The sequence below is a fragment of the Clostridium sp. YIM B02500 genome (assembly GCF_022324665.1).
Classification (GTDB): Bacteria; Bacillota; Clostridia; order Clostridiales; family Clostridiaceae; genus Clostridium; species Clostridium beijerinckii.
The window spans coordinates 19,025-36,914 of sequence record NZ_JAKGTE010000047.1; the positions used below are offsets into that span (position 1 = coordinate 19,025).

General features: G+C 28.2%; 16 protein-coding genes. 3 read left to right on the forward strand and 13 right to left on the reverse strand.

The features are described from left to right. Nucleotides 1–56: 56 nt before the first annotated feature. From yaaA to L1S46_RS24250, 3 genes are all read right to left on the reverse strand, one after another. Nucleotides 57–839 carry a peroxide stress protein YaaA gene (yaaA, locus tag L1S46_RS24240; protein WP_077830666.1) on the reverse strand — a complete coding sequence of 261 codons (783 nt, stop codon included), beginning with the start codon at nucleotides 837–839 and terminating at the stop codon, nucleotides 57–59. Between the two features lie 133 nt (nucleotides 840–972). Continuing rightward, nucleotides 973–1,128, reverse strand: coding sequence for a hypothetical protein (locus L1S46_RS24245; protein WP_011969062.1), 156 nt, complete (start codon nucleotides 1,126–1,128; stop codon nucleotides 973–975). Nucleotides 1,129–1,435: 307 nt separating this feature from the next. After that, nucleotides 1,436–2,032 carry an NAD(P)H-dependent oxidoreductase gene (locus L1S46_RS24250; protein WP_077830667.1) on the reverse strand — a complete coding sequence of 199 codons (597 nt, stop codon included), beginning with the start codon at nucleotides 2,030–2,032 and terminating at the stop codon, nucleotides 1,436–1,438. A gap of 363 nt (nucleotides 2,033–2,395) precedes the next feature. Between L1S46_RS24250 and L1S46_RS24255 the strand changes: the two genes are divergently transcribed. Both L1S46_RS24255 and L1S46_RS24260 read left to right on the forward strand, forming a co-directional pair. Then, nucleotides 2,396–2,884 carry a sigma-70 family RNA polymerase sigma factor gene (locus L1S46_RS24255; protein WP_011969060.1) on the forward strand — a complete coding sequence of 163 codons (489 nt, stop codon included), beginning with the start codon at nucleotides 2,396–2,398 and terminating at the stop codon, nucleotides 2,882–2,884. Beyond that, nucleotides 2,877–4,292, forward strand: coding sequence for a hypothetical protein (locus tag L1S46_RS24260; RefSeq protein ID WP_238901206.1), 1,416 nt, complete (start codon nucleotides 2,877–2,879; stop codon nucleotides 4,290–4,292). The genes L1S46_RS24255 and L1S46_RS24260 overlap by 8 nt, the downstream gene beginning before the upstream one ends. 103 nt (nucleotides 4,293–4,395) lie before the next feature. On the opposite strand, the gene L1S46_RS24265 is transcribed toward L1S46_RS24260, so the two are convergent. Then, nucleotides 4,396–5,628 carry a hypothetical protein gene (locus L1S46_RS24265; RefSeq protein WP_238901207.1) on the reverse strand — a complete coding sequence of 411 codons (1,233 nt, stop codon included), beginning with the start codon at nucleotides 5,626–5,628 and terminating at the stop codon, nucleotides 4,396–4,398. Nucleotides 5,629–6,118: 490 nt separating this feature from the next. On the opposite strand from L1S46_RS24265, the gene L1S46_RS24270 reads away from it, so the two are divergent. After that, complete coding sequence (locus L1S46_RS24270) at nucleotides 6,119–6,421, forward strand: hypothetical protein (RefSeq protein WP_017208926.1); 303 nt, start codon at nucleotides 6,119–6,121, stop codon at nucleotides 6,419–6,421. A 174-nt stretch (nucleotides 6,422–6,595) separates the two neighbouring features. Here L1S46_RS24270 and L1S46_RS24275 read toward each other — a convergent pair whose 3' ends face one another. From L1S46_RS24275 to L1S46_RS24315, 9 genes are all read right to left on the reverse strand, one after another. Further along, entirely contained in the window at nucleotides 6,596–8,110 is a 1,515-nt protein-coding gene (locus L1S46_RS24275; protein ID WP_238901208.1) for a HAMP domain-containing sensor histidine kinase, read from the reverse strand. A gap of 2 nt (nucleotides 8,111–8,112) precedes the next feature. Continuing rightward, nucleotides 8,113–8,790, reverse strand: a complete 678-nt coding sequence (locus tag L1S46_RS24280; RefSeq protein WP_238901209.1) for a response regulator transcription factor — start codon at nucleotides 8,788–8,790, stop codon at nucleotides 8,113–8,115. A gap of 148 nt (nucleotides 8,791–8,938) precedes the next feature. Next, nucleotides 8,939–9,445 carry an NUDIX domain-containing protein gene (locus tag L1S46_RS24285; protein WP_238901210.1) on the reverse strand — a complete coding sequence of 169 codons (507 nt, stop codon included), beginning with the start codon at nucleotides 9,443–9,445 and terminating at the stop codon, nucleotides 8,939–8,941. Between the two features lie 257 nt (nucleotides 9,446–9,702). Then, on the reverse strand, nucleotides 9,703–10,926 hold the full coding sequence (locus L1S46_RS24290; RefSeq protein WP_238860964.1) for a macrolide family glycosyltransferase: 1,224 nt from the start codon (nucleotides 10,924–10,926) through the stop codon (nucleotides 9,703–9,705). Nucleotides 10,927–11,086: 160 nt separating this feature from the next. Further along, the gene (locus L1S46_RS24295) at nucleotides 11,087–11,278 is read right to left on the reverse strand and encodes a hypothetical protein (RefSeq protein ID WP_238860966.1); all 192 of its coding nucleotides are present in this window, start codon (nucleotides 11,276–11,278) and stop codon (nucleotides 11,087–11,089) included. Nucleotides 11,279–11,481: 203 nt separating this feature from the next. Next, a complete protein-coding gene (galU, locus tag L1S46_RS24300) occupies nucleotides 11,482–12,372 on the reverse strand; it encodes a UTP--glucose-1-phosphate uridylyltransferase GalU (protein ID WP_238860968.1) in 891 nt (296 codons plus the stop codon). Beyond that, nucleotides 12,369–14,063 carry a glycosyltransferase family 39 protein gene (locus L1S46_RS24305; protein WP_238860970.1) on the reverse strand — a complete coding sequence of 565 codons (1,695 nt, stop codon included), beginning with the start codon at nucleotides 14,061–14,063 and terminating at the stop codon, nucleotides 12,369–12,371. Before L1S46_RS24305 ends, galU begins: the two co-directional genes overlap by 4 nt. Before the next feature lie 201 nt (nucleotides 14,064–14,264). Then, entirely contained in the window at nucleotides 14,265–16,601 is a 2,337-nt protein-coding gene (locus L1S46_RS24310; RefSeq protein ID WP_238901211.1) for a glycosyltransferase family 39 protein, read from the reverse strand. 13 nt (nucleotides 16,602–16,614) lie between these two features. Further along, nucleotides 16,615–17,601 (reverse strand): glycosyltransferase family 2 protein, encoded by a 987-nt coding sequence (locus L1S46_RS24315; protein ID WP_238860974.1) that lies wholly within the window; start codon nucleotides 17,599–17,601, stop codon nucleotides 16,615–16,617. Nucleotides 17,602–17,890 lie beyond the last annotated feature (289 nt).

A 17,890-nucleotide genomic window follows, 5' to 3' on the forward strand; every position in this document is an offset into this window, starting at 1 on the left:
CTTTATGTAAAATACATTAAATTAGCTTGTCTAAAAGCAAGTAAATCCAAAATTATCTAGTGACTATTATGTATATCTCTAGTAAATACCAAGTCCGCTTCATTAGATAACTCTTCATTAAATTCATAACCATCGTGATTGAATTCTTTTAATTCTTCTAAATCTTCTATCTTATTTCTTATAATAAAAGAGGTCATCAGCCCTCTTGCTCTTTTCGCCATTATAGTTATTATTTTATATTCTCCATCTCTATATTCCTTAAATATTGGTGTTATAACCCTTATGTCTCCTATTGTTTTAATATCTTCTATTGCTTTAAAATATTCATAAGAAGCTAAATTAACAATGGCCTTATTTTCACGTCTTTCTATATCTTTCATAATATTATCTATTAATTTATTCCCCCAATAATCATATAAATTTTTAAACCCACCAATACCTAGCCTTGTTGCCATTTCTAACCTATAAAGATTTATTCCATCAAAAGGCTTTAAAACTCCATAAAGTCCTGATAAGATTCTTAGATTATCATTGGCATAAAAATAATCTTCCATCGTATAACTCCCTACATCAATTCCCTTAAAAACCTCACCTTTAAATGCAACTAGACACTGTCTCGCAGATTCTAAAGACTCTGACCAATTTTGAAATCTTTGGGTATTTAATTTAGCTAGCTTAGGACTTATTTTCATAAGCTTTTCCAAAGAGAAATTATCATATTTTTTCAACTCCTCAACTAATTCTCTAGCCTCATTTAAGAAATATGGCTTAGTCATTGGTAATGTCTCATTAAACTTAGAAAAATCTAAAGTTTTAGCTGGGGAAATTATTATCATCATTAAGTTTCTCCGCCTTTCATTTATAATATACTTCTTCTAGTTAATATAAATTTAGTATTAAATACTTACTTTGTGCTGTTCAAGTTACTTTTGAAAGTTTTATTCGTAATGAATTTATTATTTTATGGCCTTATTACTTATCAAATAAACCTCCACCGTTACCCACTTTTACACCTTTAGAATGTTTTCCTATAACTTTTTTTGCCCTTTGATTATTTTTACTGTTATTATTTTTTTGCTTCTTTTCCTCAATTATTTTTTTCATAATTTCTATGCTTTTATCGTTCATGTAAAATTCCTCCGTCGTATAACATATTTCTCTCTGCATTTAATCTTAATAGAATAATTTGCAGCTTATTAGATCTTTAAATATAGATTTATTATTGTAACATATATAATTTAGTTTAATAGTTACCAAATTATTTTACAATATAGAAAATGCATTAAAATTCATGATTACTACATAAAAAGATTTGTTTATAATTTATGAAAATTTTCTAACATTTACATATAAAAATAACCGGATAAATAAAATTAATCATTATTAACTAGTTAATTTAATAGCTAATAATGATTAATAAATAATATTATTAAATTTAGAAATTCTTGGCAGTTTCCTTTGCTTTATCTATAGCTTCTTCTAGTATTTTATCAACATTTTCTCCTTGTACATCTAATTTCTCAGCTGAAATAGTTGTAATGTCTTTTATTCCAAAAAAGCCTAGTATACTTCTTAAATAGATACCATCAAGCTCATATGGTGTTTCAGCATATGAGCCACCTCTTGCCGCAATATATACAGCCTTTTTATTTTCTAAAAGTCCTACAGCTCCTTCTTGTGTGTATTTAAACGCAATTCCTACTACACTTATATAATCAACATATGCCTTTAATATCGCCGGAACACTTAAATTCCACATTGGTGCTGCTATCACATATTTATCAGCTTCTGCAAATTGATATGCATACTTAAGTGTTGGATGATTTTTACTTTCCTCATTTTTAGGTCCAAATACTGTATCTAAATCCTTACTTCTTAAGAAATCTATATCTTCTTTATACAAATCTAATGTAATAATTTCATCATCAGGATTATTTTTTTTATATTCATCTATAAATACATCCGAAATTTTAAAAGTTCTTGATTTTCCTTCTGGTTTTGCATTTGCTTTAATATATAATACTTTGTTCATGTATCTATCTCCCTTACTATATTATTCATATATAAGTTTGCACAGCTTTTTTATTTCTATTACTAAAAACTGATAGTTTTCTTTTACATTGATTTCTCCCTATCAGTTGCTAGACTATATTTCAGAAAAAGTGCTTTTATATTATATGTTATTTAGTTTAATGACAGACATATATGAAAATATTATTTTTCGAATTTTGATTGATTAAATTATTAATATCTTTTAAAGTATTCTATATACAATTATTACTCTTATATACTTATTCTAATAGATTGAAATTCATCATAAACTAAGAAAATTATTGTCGTTTGCAAAATTTTGTTGTTATAAATCGTATTAAGTATTGGAGGGGGTAAAAATCAAATGGATGAGTTGGACAATAACAAAGGTTACATTCATTACTTAATAGAAACGTATTCCGATATGCTGATTCGAATTTCGTATTCATATATGAAAAATTTAAGTGATGCCGAAGACATAACCCAAGAGGTTTTTATAAAACTACTTGAAAAACGACCAGATTTTAAGAACGGAACACATGAGAAATCCTGGTTAATTAGAGTTGCTATAAACTTAAGTAAAGATAAATTAAAGTCTTCTTATTTTAAAAATACTACATCATTAGAAGATGATTTTGTTGATACAACTCAGGAGGATACTGATGTAATCCAAGCAGTACTTAGCCTGCCAGTAAAATATAGAAGTATCGTTTTTTTATATTATTATGAGAATTATAGTATTTCTGAAATTTCTAATATTTTAAACATAAAGGAATCTACTGTAGGTTCACAACTTAGCAGAGGACGAAAATTGCTAAAATCTATACTAAAGGAGGATTTTGAATATGAATAAAATTAAGAGCTCTTTTTCCAAAATAAAAGCAAGTGAAGAATTTAAAGACAAGCTAAAAATGGAATTGCTAAATAATACTTCACAATTAGGAAAAAAAACAACTGTAAATTATTATCCATTTGGATTAAAAGTTGCTGCTGTATTATTAATATTTTTAGGCACTGCTAGTTTTAAGCTAATTATAAACAATACATATAAACCAGAAAATATAGATGCAGGAAATACGACGTATGTCTCAAAAGATGAAGTAGATAAATTCACTAATGATAATTCAATTTCTTCTCCTGTTTCTAACAAAAATGATAACCATGCTATTGATAATAGTAAATCAAATGTAAAAGCTGAAAACTCTGCTGGTATAAAAAATAGTTCAAATTCTCATGATAATTCGCCAAGTACTAACAATAAGTATAACAATAATAATAATAATAATAATAATAGTAGTAATAATAAAGTTAAATATTCTAAAGAGACACCTTCAGGAAATACTAACACTAATAAAAATATAGCATCAGTTTCACAAAATTCTGATGATAATAATTTAACACCTTCAAACGATATAAATTCATCACAATATGCAACAACTTCGACCACTACTAATGATGATTCTAACAAGAATGGGGCTTTGTCCATTAATTCAACCTTGAGAAGTTTTAGTTCGAATGCAGTATACATTCCAAAATTCCAGATACCAAATATTCAAGAAAAAACTAAATTAGCAAAAATGGTTCCGTTAATTATTTACAATGGAAATGTATATCTCAAATCCCCTATATCGATAGATTCAAAAAGCTCAAAAAATATTTTAGGAAGAAAAATCGGTACTACACTAGGTGCATTAAATGAGATTAATCCTGTGAACACCTATTCCAAAAATATCATTTCTAACATAGGCCCTACTGATGTATATGCGGTAAACGGATATGATGAGGATTTTAGAATAATGACTAATGTAACTTTGGCCGATGGGACAAGTCATCCGGAAATTTATGAGTGCCTTAATGGAATTACAATAACTACTGGCAATGACTTCTTTGGAAAGCTTAATCTCCCGGGAAATATCGTAAATGCCAGAGTTCAAATTCAAACATTTAGTAATTCGAATAGTGAAAAAGAGAACTTTTATACAACTAGTGATCTTAGTTTTCTTAATTCTTTTGTTCGAGAACTAGACAATTCAACTCCATATCTACCGGAAAATATAGAGAATTCTTTAGATGATTATAAAAATAATGATAAATGTAAAAAGATATTTTTGGATTTAAAAGATGGTAGTAAAAATATTCCTTTTACGATATTGAGGAATGGTTATATATACTATGGAGACTATCCTACAATCTACTTTAAAATTGGCACTAACTTTATAAATGAAATTTGGGGTACTCCCTCTATAATTGACGCTAATTAATCTGTGAATAAAAAAATAGTAGGGTCTGTCTGTTATATTCCCTACTATTTTTATAAAAGTCTTCTTAACATAATATATTTATCAATATTCTATTTAAATAACTCTATTCTAGTGGCTTTGAATTTATAAATTCTTTAACAATTCCATCACAATTTTCAATATTCACAAAAAATATCACACTATAATATATGTTATTTTCTTTCCAGACATAATTAACCTGAGGCACGATACCTTCTTGTGAACGTTTAAATACTTGATTATTTTCAATTCTTAATTCTTCAACTTTCTTCTCTACGTTTCTTTCTTCATTAATTTTAATATACTTATTTCTCATTATTTCATCATAAACTGATGAATTCGCGGACTGGCTAAATGTTATCGAACCATTTTTGTTTGAATAAAGATTATTTATTTCATAGCATGTTTTTTCTTTGTTATTATTCAAATCCCCAACTAATCTAGCAGTGGAGTTAGTTATACTTATATCATTACTAATTCTAATTGGAAATTTAGGATCAAATCCGAGAGCATTTTTTGCTTCTTCTATATCTTCTCTATCATAAATGTTCATTTCTATATTTCCATTATTAAGATTCTTTATGCAATAATTTGAATCTTTTGTGTCTTCAGGATATTTTAACGATTTCACTATATTTTTTATATCATCACTTGAAAGTTCTAATAAGTTATTGCTACTCTTTTCGCTTTTAGACTCCGATTTATATTCTATGCTATACCATAATCCATCATCTTTCCATGAAAAATAATTACTAACAGCTTTTATTTCGCTAAATTGGTCTTCTATAGCTTTTTTTGCTGGAAATGTAGTTGTTAAAATAACACTTAATCCATTTATATCGCCTATCTTCATTGGTTGCTTGGAGATTTCCACCTGAGAATTTTCTAATGCCTTAGATTTCCCATTTTCTATCACTTTTAATGATTCTGAAGGATCTTGTTCCGATATTTGTAACGAATATATTCCATCTTTATTTCCGTAAACTATTTCTAAAACGTTATCTTTATCAGAAATCCTTTTCAATTGAAGCTCTTGAACTTTGTAGCCCTCTGGAAAAAAATCTGGAACTTTAAATCTAAAGTCCGATACCTGCTCCACTCTTTCTATGTCATTATAAAATTTTATAGGTGCATCAATAATAAATTTATGTTGTTCCTTCATCTTATCCATGTTATTTGAACTTATTTCATAAAGACTATTTTCTTGCGTAGCTTTAGCAACTATAAAATTTGTAAAAAATACTGCTGTTATTGCAATGCAACTTAGAATAAATCTTGTTAATTTATTATTATATCTATTTCCCAACACCTTCCCCATTGTATTCCTCCTTTTATTCATTATTGTTTTCCTTTTAGTTATGCATATTTTAAATCATTCCAATAATCTAAGAGTATGGAACCAGACACTTCTTAATCATAAATAATTTATAGAAATTATTTATAAAGAAATTGAGTTGTCCTTTAGCTTCTTATGATATAATTATTGTAATAATTTTACAATAATTATATCATAACTCTTGGTTTATTAAATTTGTTTTTTTAAACATTTTTCCTTATTTTACAAACATTCAAGCTGAATTTTTACTTATTTCTTTATCATTATTGTCTCTCAGCGTATAAGTAAATATTAAGGATAATAACTATTCTCTAGTAGAATACACTTATAAAAGAATATAATTACTCTAATGTAATAAAGAACTATTTGTCTATTTATTTCTCCCATATTATAATTAGGTATAAAAATATCTATTATTAGAGCTTAAATACCTAAATAACTAAATTATTTTCGTGGAGGATGATAAAATAATATGATAGATTTACTTTATAAATTATTGCCTATGGTATTCTTACTAATACTGAGTCAAGCTATCTATTTAAAGTTCGATGAAAAATACAAATTTACAGATATAATAAATTCAAAAATTAAAGTTCAACAAAAATGGAAACAATCTATTTGTATACTCTTTTTAGCGATTTCTTTATTATTTATTGCCGCTATTGGTATTTATGTGATTGAAATCCCTACAATTGTTTACTCTATGTTATGTGGTGTTTTAACTGGTACAAGCATTGGTATTTCGAACAAAATAAAAATTAAAAATAGTTTATAATATGTATTTTCTAAAAAATTTAGTTCATTGAAACTTATCTTAGGCTATTAATCTATATAAACTAACTAATTTTATAATGAATAAATTATCTTATTGAAAACTTATATATAAATTAGGGAGCTGCCGCTAACAGATTTTAATCTGATATCCACAACTCCCTTTGTATTTTTATTTTTAATTTTCTGCTGAATTTAAATCTATCTTATCAATTTCAAACCAAAAGTTAACTCCACCTTCAGTGTTTTCCACTCCATAAGCATTACTATGAAGATCTGCTATTGCCTTTACTATAGATAAGCCTAAACCATAACCCCCATAAGATCTTGTCCTAGCTTTATCTACTTTATAAAAGCTATTCCATATCTTATCCAAATATTCATCTGGTATATGCTTTCCTGTATTAAATACATTTATTCTTATTTTATCTTTAACACTAATCTTAGTTATCCAAATAATCTTATTATTGTCTACATGATTAATTGCATTATTAATGTAGTTTGTAAGTATTTGCTCTATACGAGTCATATCTCCATATACAATCACGCTTTCTCCAGGTTCAAATCTGATTTCTATGCTTTTTTCTTCGAAAGTTGATTTATATCTATTAAGTACATATTCTATTAGTGATACTAAATTAAATTCTGTTTTTTCTATATGAAAATAACCAGATTCAATTTGTGATAAGTTTAATAAATCTCTTACTAATTTGTTCATTTTATCAGTTTCATTCATAATAACATCACAGTAAAATTTCCTATCTTCATCACTTTCTGTAACATTGCTTACAAGACCTTCCGCATAGCCTTGTATTACTGATAGCGGAGTTCTTAACTCATGAGAAACACTTGAGATAAATTCTTTTCTCATTTCATCTATTTTTCTTTCCTTCTCTATATCTTCTTCTAATTTCTTATTCTTTATATTCAATTCCGTAATTGCCCGACTTAGCTCTCCAGATAGATAATTAACACTTTGTCCAAGCTGTCCTATTTCATCTTTTCCATTTATATTGCATTTTTTGCTAAAATCGAATTTAGCCATATTCTGCGCTATGCTATTTACTTCTAGTATTGGTTTTGTAAATCTTTTTGAAAACCAAAATGCCCATAAGCTACCTAAAAGTATAATTACTCCTCCAATAATTAATATAAATCTATTTGCAATATCAACACTTTCACTTATTGAGACTAATGGAACTCTTATAGCAAGGATGTCACCATTACTTATTTTGGTTACAAGAGTTAGAAAATCTATTTTAAGTTGAACATCTCTTCTATTTTCAAATGTATACTTTCCCTCACTATATGTATTGTTAATCTTATCGTTTTGAACATCCGAATCTGGTGGTGGCTCCACATTAGGCCTAAATTTATTTCCTATGTTATCAACTATATTTTTTTCATTTGGCAGCCGTCTTGAAGATTTATATATTAGCTTACCATCTTTATCTCTAATATCTATGCTGCCACCTACTATATTAGCGGTTCTATCCAGTTCATCCTGAATATCATTTGGATCTCCAGTATACATATCAACTAAATGCTTTGCATTATTTTCAAGCATATTTTCTTTATTCTTAATGTAGTATTGCTGAAGATATAAGTTATTTAATATCCATAAAGCAGAGATAAAAAAAACTAACAATAAAGTTATCGATAAAAAAAGTTTTGATCTTAATGACTTATTCATACTTATTCCTCAAACCTATAACCGTAACCGCGTACTGTTTGTATATAATCACTTTTTCTATCTAACTTTATTCTTAATCTATTTATATGTGTATCAACTGTCCTTAAATCTCCATAATAGTCATATCCCCATACCTTATCTAATATTTGCTCTCTACTTAATGCTTTTCCATAATTTTCGGAAAGATAAATTAATAGTTCATATTCCTTAGGACTCAAATCAACAACTTCTCCATCTATAACAACTTGATGGGCACTATGGTCTATTGTCAATCCATTAAAATCTTTGAGCTCCTTACCTCTCTCTTCTGAATTTACCCTTCTCAGAACAGCATTAACCCTCGCTATTAGTATATTAGGACTAAACGGTTTTGATATATATTCATCAGCTCCAATATCTAATCCAAAAACTTCATCAAATTCCTCTCCTCTTGCAGTTAGCATAATAATGGGAACTTTAGATTTCTTTCTTATCTCTCTGCATACAGTAAATCCATCATATTCTGGCAGCATTACATCAAGAATTATTAAATCTATATTTTCCTCACTCGAAAACAAATTCATAGCTTTCTTTCCATCATCAGCCTCAATTGTTACATACCCTTGTTTTTTCAGAAAATCTGTTACGAGCTTTCTTATTAATGGTTCGTCATCAACAACTAGTATCCTTTTCCCCTTCATTATATCCCTCCACAAAAATATCAATTATTTTTATTATAGCTAATTTTTGTTACAAACATGTCACAGATCATTCTGTTATCTTAAAATGAACAAATATTAAGATATGTATTATAAATTTTCTTGTCTTATTTGATATAACTAATTGCCTCTAATATTCACTAACTTTATCATTAATTAGGGATAACATATCATAAATTTCTGGATATTCAAATAGCTCCCCAGATAAAAGCATATTATTAAATTCTTCAATAGATACAAATTTCACGTTACTAACTTCTTCCTTTTGAAGGGTTAATTTAGATAATTCAACATCCTTATATACAAAATATATATCCCAAATAGAATTTTCACGAAATATTCTACAAATAAAATTTAATTCATCTTTTTCAATAGATAATCCTATCTCTTCCTTAACTTCTCTCAAAGCTCCTTCCGATGTTCCCTCTCCACTAACCATACATCCTGTAGTTAGCCCCCACGTATTAGGGAGTACATCCTTATTACTTGATCTTTGTTGAATTAATATTTTGCTGCTGCTATTAATTATCCATACTTCAGTTGCCAAATAATATTCACCATCTTCTAGCTTTTCGGACCGTTCTTTTTTTAATCCGGTTTTATAGCCTTTACTATTGTATATATCTCTTAATTCCATATTACATCTCCCATTCAATTAATATAAACCTACTACTTAAATCATATATAAGCTTTATTCATTTTTGAAATATTATAATAAATATACTATCATAAATTATAATATTATATTTCATTTAATGCGAATTTCTTCCATATAAATTATAAATTTTTAAAATAAATATCGCATAATTCAAATGAATTTGCGATATTCTATCATCTTATGTTTATATACAATAAATCTAAACTAATTAACTTTGATTTATCAATAGCTAAATCCTATTTCATAGAATTTTTTAGTTTTATTATTTCATCAACTCCAACTTTATATCCTCCTGCTTCCCTTAAAGATTCACCTATCTTCTCACTGTTAATCTTAAAGTTATCGTCTGATAGTATCTCAGCTACACATTTATTTAGTGCTTCCGGCGTAATTCTATTTTTTTCTATCACAATTCCTGCGCCAAGTTCAGCCACCCTATTAGCCACAAAAGGTTGATCAACCGATTGAGGTATTAAAATTAACGGTATGTTAAAGTATAAACCTTCATTTGTACTATTCATACCACCATGAGTGATAAATACATCTGCATATTTTAATACTTCTAATTGTGGTACATAGTTACGAACTATAAAGTTTGATGGGATATTTTTAAATATGCTTATATCAATTTTTCTGCCTACAGACATAATAACTTTTACATTCATATTGCAAAAAGCTTTAAAGCAACACTCATAGAATTCAATAGAATTATTGAATATAGTTCCTAGAGATATATAAATTACCTTCTTATCCTCATCATTTGATAAATCAAAGTCGATACTTTCTTTTCTATCTATTACTGATGACCCAATAAATTTATAACTTTCATCAAAACTTTCGCTATATGGTTGAAAGTACTTAGATGTATATACAATATTAAGCATTCCTTTCTTTCCAGATCTATCTACCATGCTAGGAAACTTTATATTATACTTCTCTTGTAATTCATTGACAAAGTCCACATAATTATGACTGCTTAGAATTTCTTTAATCTTTGGCTTAGCTCCTTCCATCTTTAACTTAAATTTTTGTGAGATTGGTAGATCTAACAAACTTTTTATTATTTTTTCATTTATTGCAAAAATGCTACTAGAAGAAATTGTTGGTATATTTAATACTCTTCCCACTTCTCCACCTAATACAAACGAAGAATCGTAAATAATATAATCAAATTTTTCATCTAATTTGAAGATCTCTTCGATTATTTCTTTAAAAGTATTAAGGGCATTCAATAGTTTTTCATTAGTTTCTAAATTTAAACTACTGGTAATTAAACTAGATAAATCAAATAAATTTTTATGCCCAATAAACTTAGCACCTGTTTTTTCTATTTTATCTCTAAACTCTTCTCCTGCTATATATGTAACATCTTCTCCCCTATTTATGAGCTCCCTAACTATTCCTATAGTTGGATTAACATGTCCGTGACCTAACATATTTACAAATAAAGCTTTTGACATTTTTTTCACTCCTTTGCCCTTATATATTTATAGTGATAATCCACAAATATTTGTTTATTTGCAAGACTTTCAATTTTAATTTTATATTATCTAATTTTTTATTTAAAAAATCCACGTATTACTAAGAAGTAATCCATGGATTTTTATTTTTAAGAAAGATTTAAAACCTCTTATTGGGTTGGATTTGATATGCTGCCATGCTTATATTTTCTCCTGAGTGGAGAAAATACCACGAATTATCATAGTTTCCTCCATCTGTTTCTCTTCTTGGTCCATATACAACAATTGTTTCAGATGTTGAATTCGTTATTATAACATTTTGATTCTTATGTTCTAATTTTTTTAGTCGCAATAGTCATAGTTGAACTACTTATATTTCTCCTACTTTGATTACTTTTTATCTTACGTTACTAATATACCCAACATTAATTAACTATACTCATACTATAAATTTGTTTTTCCTAACTATTGATATATTCATTTATTTATAAAATACTTTTATACAAACGGGGAAAATTATATAAAGTTTGCATCACCTAGACAATGTATTATGTTTTAATGAATTAAATCTAGATTAGCACTTCTATCTCTTAAATCTGACAAGTACGTTATAAAATCATCCCTTAAATCATCACGTTTTAAAGTAAATTCTATATTAGCTTGAAGATATCCTAACTTATCACCAACATCATACCTTTTTCCTTCAAAACAATAAGCATATACTGCTTCTTGTCTTGTTAATTCTTTTAGCGCATCTGTCAATTGAATTTCTCCTGATTTTCCTGGTTTGGTACTTTCAAGTATATTAAATATATCTGGCGTTATTATATATCTACCTAAAATAGCTATGTTAGATGGTGCCTCTTCGATTTTAGGCTTTTCCACCATATCACTAACCTTATAAAGTCCTTCATCAATCTCTATCCCTTTTATTATTCCATATTTCGGTATATTGCATTCTAAGATTTCTTGAACGCCTAATACTGAAGTCTTATATTTATCGTAGCAATTTATCAATTGTTTTAAGCATGGAACTTCATTATCAACTATATCATCACCAAGCATTACTGCAAAAGGCTCATTTCCAACAAAGTTTTTAGCATGACTTATTGCATCTCCAAGTCCTTTAGGTTCTTTTTGACGTGTATAGTAAATGTCTACCATATTAGATATACTTTGTACCATCTTAAGTAAATCGTCTTTTTTACTATTCTCAAGCTCATCTTCAAGCTCTACAGATTTATCGAAATGATCTTCTATAGCCCGTTTATTTCTCCCTGTTATTATAAGTATTTCCTCAATGCCAGATTCAACTGCTTCTTCTACTATATATTGGATAGTAGGTTTATCTACTATAGGTAACATTTCTTTTGGTTGAGCTTTAGTTGCTGGCAAAAACCTAGTTCCAAGGCCGGCTGCAGGTATTACTGCTTTTCTTACGTTCATAACAATTCACTCTCCTTATTATCAATTTTTAAAGAAAATTTTTTAACAGTGTTATCTATAATAACTTTTACTAAATATAAAACTAATATTACATTAAATAATGAAGTTACTTTCAATAAAACCTCAAAAACTGATGTGTTTGTTTTGAAGAAAACCGTAGAGATGTTAATATAGCTAGTAATACTAAACCCAATAGCCATTATAAAAAATCTCCTGTCTTTTGAATATATAAATGCTAAAATTGATAATGCTACCGCTGGAAATAAATATCTTTCGTGCATTCCAACCGAAAATGTAAATACTCCTGCAATTTGAAGTAAGGATATTGCCGAAATATACTTTCTGTCATTCCCTTTTATATATAAAATCCATCCAATTAAAGTTGTTAGAATTATAAACATAATTCCAATTGTATGATAGCTAGATATAAAAAATGTAGCATTATCATTTTTATAATTTGCTCCTACTAAACCAAAAAAATTGAACGCATTTACAGAAGCATATGGATATTCTGATATTGTCTTTAAATAGAGATTAAAAATCCAAGTTGGACTTTGTTCGTTTACCGAAAAAGGAATTATAATTACAATTACAGTTGCTACCGCTGAAACTGCAGCATATATAAAATTTCTAATTTTTCTTTGTCTAACTAATTCAAAGAAAAGTACTGGAAGAAATATAATTCCCTGTGGTTTCATAAGTACAGATAATGCAAACATTACTGATGAAAATACATATTTTTTTTCATATAACAGATATATTGAAATAACAATAAGTAATGTAAATAAAGAATCAACTTGTCCCCAAAATGTAGAATCTATAAAAATTGCTGGATTAAAGATGTAAAATGTAGCTAAAAAAGTACTAGTTACTGTATTTAAAAACCTTTTCCCAATTCTATATATAAAATAAGCTGTCGCAACATCTGCTATTATAGATGGAATTTTAAGTAGTAATATATAATAAGAATTAAATATTTGTATATTTGCAATTTTTCCTATGCACCCTAATATGTATATATATACAGGTGGATAATCGGCTTGTCCAGCATTAGCATAAAACTGCGAAAAACCGTTTGCCGCAGTTTCTGCCCAATTTTTAAATAAATTAATATCATTATGGCTATTTGTAAGATTTGAAACTGCAATTCTTAAGAAAAAACCCACAGCTAATAATGTAACTATAAGTAGTTTTTCATCTGTAATTTTAATTTTAATTTTTTTAAGTTCAAATAAATAGTAAGCAACGAATGATAATATTAAAATTATTCCACTATATATGTTAAGAGATTCAAGATATTTTGTGTCTATAGTTCCCATATTCATCTTATTATTAGATTTTCCTTGCGGCATATTATTTTCACCTTTTGGCCTGTTGTTATTAGTGTCATTCTGATGACTTCCATCTTTTCCTTGTTGATTATTTCTATTTCCTTTAGATTGTCCATTTTCATTTTGAACTTGCTGCTCATTATGATCATCAGAAGCTAATCTTCCACCACCATTTGGTGGTGTCATATCTTCCCCATCACTCCGATTAGGATTAAATTCACCATTAAAAGGCATATTTTGTGTCATAGCATTATTGCTTTTATAATTCTGCATTGCATAAATACTTAAACCTGCTGATACTAATAAAGCAAGAACTAAACTTATTCTAAATATATATTTCTTAAAATTAGTTTTCTTCATTTTCTTACTTTCCTTTCAATAACATTAAAATACTAAATCATGAAAAAATTATGAGTTTAGTCATACTTGTAATACATTTTCAACTAAACTTACTGATATATAATATTATATATATATCAGAAATAAGGGGCATACTTTTGTAAAACATGAATTAATGTATCCCCCCTATTAGTGAAGTAGTTTATATTTATAGATATAGCTTTAATTTAAAGTTGCTGCTGCATCTTTTAAATCATACAGCACTTCAGAATTGTTTTCCCCAAAACCTCCTGAACCTTGTCTTCTTAAATTTGAGTCCTTATTATTATGTTCATATGCATTTTGTGTATCAGAATTTATATTTTGTTCATTATTACCTGAAACACTCTTTGAATCATTATAATTATCTGCCAATTTATTGTTTTCTGCGTTATTAGATGATGTATCTTTATATTCACTTTCAGAAACCTTAGTACCATTCTCAGTGACCCAGCTCATGATTTCATTGCTGCCGTCTCTTCCTCCCATACCTCCTGTAAGTACATATCTAACCTCACCATTTTTAACCATTTGCTTAAATTGATCTAAAGTAAGTATATTATCAGAACCTGAAAAACCTCCAAGAGCCATTATTGGCATACCTGTTTGAATTATCATGTTATCTGCACTTTGAGATGAAGATACAACAAGTAAATATTTCTCATTTGTTTTGTTACTTTCCAAGAAATTAACTAGCTTTGAGTTTTCATTACTGTTATTTCTTCCACCTCCAAAGCCACCTTTATCACTATTGGAAAGCAGTTCTAATCCTCCAGTAGGAATTGAACTATTCACACTATGAGTAATTGCTGCACTTGCTCCAATAAATGGTGTCACTAAAATTGATATAGTAGCAATTACTGACAATATTCTCTTTAATTTCATATTGTCAGTATAAAAATCAATAGTATTTTTTCTTTTAATATAGGTTAATATATTTAATAAAGCCAATATTGCTGAAGTTGCAAAACATGCTATTAATGATACTAGAATTATATTTCTTACAACTGATGATAAATTGCTTGAGAAATATGACAACATAATCATATGTGTTATGCCCTCTATAGCAAAGGCTATTGGTAAAAGCCACGCTTTCCATTTACCTTCCTTATAAAATTCCCACATTGTAGTAATTCCAATTCCTGATAATGCTGCTGCTGGCGGCGCCATCATTGTTAAATAATATGGATGGAATAATCCAGTTGTATAACTAAAGTAAATAAATTCAGGAACTAACCATGTAATCCATAATACCAATGATGATTTTCTTTTATTATCTAATTTAAATTTCAATTTTTCCCTCAACGCACCTGCTATAAATCCGAATAATGCAAGTGGTAAGAACCAAACTATTTGATCTGACAAACTATTTTTAGAAAATAATCTTGTTAATCCCGCTTTTGTTTGTCCTCCAAAAGAACCTTGAATTCCTCCTTGTCCTCCTTGTCCTCCTGGACCTGCACCTTGTCCTCCCGGCATTCCTTGTTGCATTCCACCATTAGGCGGCTGCATGTTGTTACCACCTTGGTTGTTTGTTATCTCAGCTGGTACCATTGCCTCATTATTTCCATTTGGTGCTCCACCTGAAACTCCTCCTTGGTTGTCTCCGTTAAAATTATCTTGTGACATTTGTTGATTCTTATTATTGTCACTACTTACATCAGCGTTATTCTCTGATTGTCTTTTTCCATCATCTTGCCTGTTATTTCCCCCAAAGCCTTTATCTTTACCACTTAGGCCAAGTCGTTCTAAACCATTATGTCCAATTATAAGTTCCATAACACTATTGTCTGTACTACTGCCTATATATGGTCTGTCTTTTGCTGGTACTAAGTCAACAATCATAGCCCAAGAGAAAGATACTACAAATAATATAATTGTAGAAACAATAAGATGACCTATTCTCTTCTTAAATGATACAGTTGTAGAAAGAAGATATGTTATATATATTGCAGGTCCAATCATGTATGCTTCTAGCATTTTTATATTAAACCCAATACCTACAAGGAGTAAACTTATGTAAAGATATCTAGCTTTTCCTTTCTCAGTTGCCTTAGTGAGAGCTAAGCAAGCGAATAATAACGTTACAACAAGTAAATTATCTATAGTATTATTTCTACTTGCAGCTACAAAAACTGGTGTTACAGCTAGGCATAAAGCTGAAATGTTTCCAGCTAAACTTCCAAAAGATTTTTTAACAAGATAATATATAAGATAAACTGAAATTACCCCTGATAGTGCTTGCGGTAACAATATACTCCATCCGCTAAATCCAAGTATCTTAGCAAATAGAGCCTGTATCCAAAATCCCATTGGCGGTTTATCAATTGTAACAAAACTCCCTGGATCAAAGGATACAAAAAGGAAATTTTTAAGATTCATAGTCATGCTCTTTACTCCAGCAGCATAGTAGCTATTACCATATCCTTCAATTCCTATATTAGCAAAATTCAATACCGCAGATAATATTAAAATTAAAGATATACTTATATTCTCTTTAGTTAATTTTAGTTTCTTCAAATTCGTTCCCCCTCTATAAAGTCTTTTTATCTAGATCAATAATATTATATTTTTTACTTGATCTATTATAATTTGTTGTACTAGAAATTATATAAATTGGTCTACCTTTGCTTTCATCGAATATTCTTCCAATATACTGACCCATTATCCCAATACAACCTAAAACTACTCCAAACATCATCATGTTAATTCCTATCATCATAGTAAAATTCAACAAGCTGCTTTTATTAATTATAGCTTTCATAATATCAACAAACATTAAAATCATTCCAACCAGCAAAGCTAGAATCCCAAAATGGCCCGCAATAATAAGTGGTTTATATGATAGTGCTGTTATACCATCACATGCCAACTTAAGCATCTTTTTTAAAGGATATTTAGTTTCTCCTGCAAATCTTTCCTGTCTTATAAACTCAACATAAGTTTGCTTATAGCCAACCCAACTTACAAGCCCTCTTACATATCTGTTCCTTTCAGGTAAAGCTATTAGTGTATTACACACCTTCCTATCTATAAGCCTGAAATCTCCTGCATCTACTGGAACGTCAACTGTTGTCATACTTCTTAATAATCTATAATAAACTCTTGCCGTAAATTTTTTAAAAAAGGTTTCACCTTCTCTCTTTACTCTCTTTCCATAGACAACTTCATAACCTTCTTTCCATTTTTCAATCATTTTAAGCATTACTTCTGGTGGATCTTGGAGATCAGCATCTATTACAATAATTGCATCTCCTAATGCTAAATCCATACCTGCAGTTATAGCCGCTTGGTGACCAAAATTTCTTGAAAAATTAATGAGTTTTATATTCTCATCTCTGCTACATATTTCTTCTGTTATTTCTCTTGTTCTATCTTTACTTCCATCATTCACAAATACAATTTCGTAACTTTCATTTGTAGAATCCATAACTTCTTTAAGTCTTTTATAACTTTGATTTACAACAAGTTCCTCATTATATAAAGGTACTATAACAGAATAAACTGTTTTATCATTCATATTTATCACCTCAAATATCTTTTATAAATTAAATGTTGAGTTATAAACTCTTTTAAATCTATATTTACATTCTAGAAAATAATTGTCACAGTTTTGTTACATTCCAATCACAAATTATATACATTTTAAATAAATATTATTATTAGAGATTTACCTATGAACTTATACCAATATATTTATGCGAGGAAGATTTCTCATTAAATGAAAAATAATTCACAAAAACCTGCTAAGAAAAATCAACACTTTTTTAGTAGGTTTTTTAAAATAAATATTTATATTTAGAGGCATC

What these genes read in the sequence shown, in the direction of transcription:
- yaaA (WP_077830666.1), bottom strand. Translation starts at nt 839, where the DNA reads ATGATGATAATAATTTCCCCAGCTAAAACTTTAGATTTTTCTAAGTTT.
- L1S46_RS24245 (WP_011969062.1), bottom strand. Translation starts at nt 1,128, where the DNA reads ATGAACGATAAAAGCATAGAAATTATGAAAAAAATAATTGAGGAAAAG.
- L1S46_RS24250 (WP_077830667.1), bottom strand. Translation starts at nt 2,032, where the DNA reads ATGAACAAAGTATTATATATTAAAGCAAATGCAAAACCAGAAGGAAAA.
- L1S46_RS24255 (WP_011969060.1), top strand. Translation starts at nt 2,396, where the DNA reads ATGGATGAGTTGGACAATAACAAAGGTTACATTCATTACTTAATAGAA.
- L1S46_RS24260 (WP_238901206.1), top strand. Translation starts at nt 2,877, where the DNA reads ATGAATAAAATTAAGAGCTCTTTTTCCAAAATAAAAGCAAGTGAAGAA.
- L1S46_RS24265 (WP_238901207.1), bottom strand. Translation starts at nt 5,628, where the DNA reads ATGGGGAAGGTGTTGGGAAATAGATATAATAATAAATTAACAAGATTT.
- L1S46_RS24270 (WP_017208926.1), top strand. Translation starts at nt 6,119, where the DNA reads ATGATAGATTTACTTTATAAATTATTGCCTATGGTATTCTTACTAATA.
- L1S46_RS24275 (WP_238901208.1), bottom strand. Translation starts at nt 8,110, where the DNA reads ATGAATAAGTCATTAAGATCAAAACTTTTTTTATCGATAACTTTATTG.
- L1S46_RS24280 (WP_238901209.1), bottom strand. Translation starts at nt 8,790, where the DNA reads ATGAAGGGGAAAAGGATACTAGTTGTTGATGACGAACCATTAATAAGA.
- L1S46_RS24285 (WP_238901210.1), bottom strand. Translation starts at nt 9,445, where the DNA reads ATGGAATTAAGAGATATATACAATAGTAAAGGCTATAAAACCGGATTA.
- L1S46_RS24290 (WP_238860964.1), bottom strand. Translation starts at nt 10,926, where the DNA reads ATGTCAAAAGCTTTATTTGTAAATATGTTAGGTCACGGACATGTTAAT.
- galU (WP_238860968.1), bottom strand. Translation starts at nt 12,372, where the DNA reads ATGAACGTAAGAAAAGCAGTAATACCTGCAGCCGGCCTTGGAACTAGG.
- L1S46_RS24305 (WP_238860970.1), bottom strand. Translation starts at nt 14,063, where the DNA reads ATGAAGAAAACTAATTTTAAGAAATATATATTTAGAATAAGTTTAGTT.
- L1S46_RS24315 (WP_238860974.1), bottom strand. Translation starts at nt 17,601, where the DNA reads ATGAATGATAAAACAGTTTATTCTGTTATAGTACCTTTATATAATGAG.